Annotated in this window: 2 protein-coding genes and 1 pseudogene; all 3 read left to right on the forward strand. The window is 67.1% G+C overall.

Features of this window, described 5'->3' with window-relative positions:
* Positions 1-457 (forward strand): non-reducing end alpha-L-arabinofuranosidase family hydrolase (locus tag AC1DU6_RS25290; protein ID WP_477860449.1); only part of this gene is annotated, 457 nt, incomplete at its 5' end.
* Between the two features lie 196 nt (positions 458-653).
* Positions 654-2,216, forward strand: a complete 1,563-nt coding sequence (locus AC1DU6_RS25295; RefSeq protein ID WP_056194762.1) for an alpha-L-fucosidase — start codon at positions 654-656, stop codon at positions 2,214-2,216.
* A gap of 159 nt (positions 2,217-2,375) precedes the next feature.
* Positions 2,376-3,021 (forward strand): annotated as a pseudogene (locus tag AC1DU6_RS25300) (dockerin); the annotation flags it as partial.

Raw genomic sequence — 3,021 nt, forward strand, 5'->3', positions numbered from 1 at the left:
CTTCCCTCAGGGCTTCGCCGAACCCGTCGTCGTCATGGCGGAAAAGCGCGATGACATGTTCGAGGCCAGCAACACCTACAAGATCACAGGCACCAGCAAGTACCTGACGCTGATCGAGGCGATGGGGCCCAAGGGCCGGTATTTCCGCGCCTGGACGGCGGATCGCCTGGATGGCGCCTGGCAACCCATTCCCGGCGCCCCGATGAACAGGTTCGCTGGCGCAGACAACGTCAAGTTCAACGGCCGGATCTGGTCCGAAGGCGTATCCCACGGCGAAATGATTCGCGACGGCATCGATCAGACTCTGAGCATCGACCCCTGCCAGCCGCTGAAGTTCCTCTTCCAGGGCCTGGACATGGAAAAGGGCAAGAACTACGACTACATCGAGCTGCCCTATCGGCTGGGCGTGATCACCGCCACCGCCCCGAACGCCATCAGCGAGCTGTGCAAGAAATGACTGCCTGCCCTGCCGCGGCAACTCGTCCCTGTCGGGCTGGCAGGCCCACGCACTGAGCTGCGTCCCCGGCGGCCAACGCGACCAGCTATATCGATACCACGGCCGCCAATGGAACGCCGTACTGGTACGACCGGTGCGCAATGTTCCCCGACCTGGTCAAGGCCATCGTCGACAACGCCAAGTGAGAGAGAACCCCATGTCAAGCCTGAGTAAACGCAGCTTCCTGACCACGCCACTGCTGGCCGCCGCCGGCCTGGGCGCCGCCCGCATTGCACAGGCGCAAGACTGCGCGCCAGTGGCGCCCGCCCCATACAAGCCGCCGCCGCTGGCGTCCGGCCCGTTCACGGCCGCTGCCGAGTCGCTGCGCAAGTCGGCGGTCCCTGCGTGGTTTCGCGAGGCCAAGCTGGGCATCTGGTCCCACTGGGGGCCGCAAGCCGTGCCCAGCCGCGGCGACTGGTATGCCCGATTCATGTACGTGCCCGGCCACCCGCACTACGACCACCACGTGAAGACCTACGGCCACCCGTCGGAGTTCGGCTACAAGGACATCATCAAGCTGTGGAAGGCCGAGCGCTTCGAGCCCGAAGCGCTGATGGACCGCTACGCGGCGGCGGGTGCGAAGTACTTCGTCTCGATGGGCGTGCACCACGACAACTTCGACTTGTGGAATTCCAAGCACCACCGCTGGAACGCCACCCAGATGGGGCCGATGCGCGACGTGGTCGGCGAATGGGGCCGCGCCGCGCGCAAGCGCGGGCTGCGCTTCGGTGTCTCCGAGCACCTGGCGACCAGTCACAACTGGTGGTGGACCAGCCACCAGTGCGACCAGTTCTGGCCCAAGCTGGGCGTGGCCTATGACGGCGCCAATCCCGAGAACTTCGACCTCTACCACGAGCCGCACAACACGCCGTACCTGAACCGCGGCGGCGACTGGTACACCAACAACCCGAAGTTCCACGAGATCTGGTACCGCCGCATCATCGACCTCATCGACAGCCACCAACCCGACTTGCTGTACTCCGACGGCGGCATCCCGTTCGGCGATGTGGGCCGCGCCATGGTGGCCCACCTGTTCAACACCTCGGTCCGCCGCCATGGCGACATGCAGGCCGTGTACAACCACAAGTCGCTGGGGTCGGGCGAGTACATCGCCGAGGTGGGCGTGCAGGACGTCGAGCGTGGCGTGCTCCCGGGCATCAACCCGCTGCCATGGCAGACCTGCACCTCCAACGGCGACTGGTTTCACTCCGAGCACGACCGCTACAAGACGCCGGCGCAGGTGATCACGATGCTGTGCGACATCGTCAGCAAGAACGGCAACATGCTGCTCAACGTGGTGCAGCGCGCCGACGGCACGCTGACGGCCGAATCAGACCTGCTGATGACCGAGATGGCCGCCTGGATGAAGCTCAACGCCGAAGCCATCCACGGCACGCGGCCGTGGAAGATCCACGGCGAAGGCCCGACCGAGGCCGCCAGCGGCGCCTTCAAGGAGAACGTGGACTACACGGCGCAGGACATCCGCTTCACGACCCGGGGCGATGCGCTGTACGCGCTGACGCTGGGCGAACCCAAGGGCACGCTGAAGATCGCCTCGCTGCGCCAAGGCAACGCCCACGATCCGCGCCCGGTGCGCCGGGTCGAACTGCTGGGGGGCGGGCCGCTGAAATTCCGCCAGACCGCCCAGGCGCTGGAGGTCGACGTGCCCGAGCGCATGCCCAGCCGCCACGCCAGCGCGTTGCGCATTGCCCGCGGCTGAAGGCGCCAATGGCGCCGGGTCGGATGAGCGGCGGTGTGGTCGCGTGATCGCGCTGTCTGCGGCCATCGATCAGAGAAGTGTCGTGAAAGCCAGTAATGCGCAACCTGTGATCAGCGCCGCCATGTCAAGCCCTCAACGAACCCAACCTCGTTTCCCATCATGAAGAAGTACAGCAAACCACTCACCGTTCTCTCCATCGTCACCGCGACCCTGGTGGCCGGCTGTGGCGGCGGCGGCGGCGGTGGCGACGCACCCGCACCCGCACCCGCACCCGCTCCCGCACCCGCACCCGCACCCGCTCCTGCTCCCGCACCCGCACCCGCTCCTGCACCTGCACCTGCACCTGCCCCTGCCCCTGCGCCTGCCCCGGCACCGGCACCGGCACCGGCACCGGCTCCCGCTCCCGCTCCTGCACCGTCCGGGGCCACCACCTGGACGAGCGCGAAATGGGGCGGCGGCGGCTACGTCACCGGCCTCGTCTTCCATCCGACCACCGCCAACCTGCTGTACGCGCGCACCGACATCGGTGGCGCCTACCGCTGGAACCAGCCGACGTCGTCCTGGGTGCCCATCACCGACGGCCTGGGCTTCGGTGCGGCCGAGGCCAGTTTCCACGGCGTCGAGAGCATCGCCGTCGATCCGAACAACGATCAGCGCGTCTACATGGCCGCCGGCATGTACACGTCCGCTGGCAACGGCCGCCTGTACATCTCCAGCAACCGTGGTGACCAGTGGACCTATGTCGCCCTGCCCTTCCCGCTCGGCGGCAACAACCCCGGCCGGGCCATTGGTGAGCGCCTGATGG

The organism is Roseateles sp. P5_B10, from assembly GCF_056400485.1.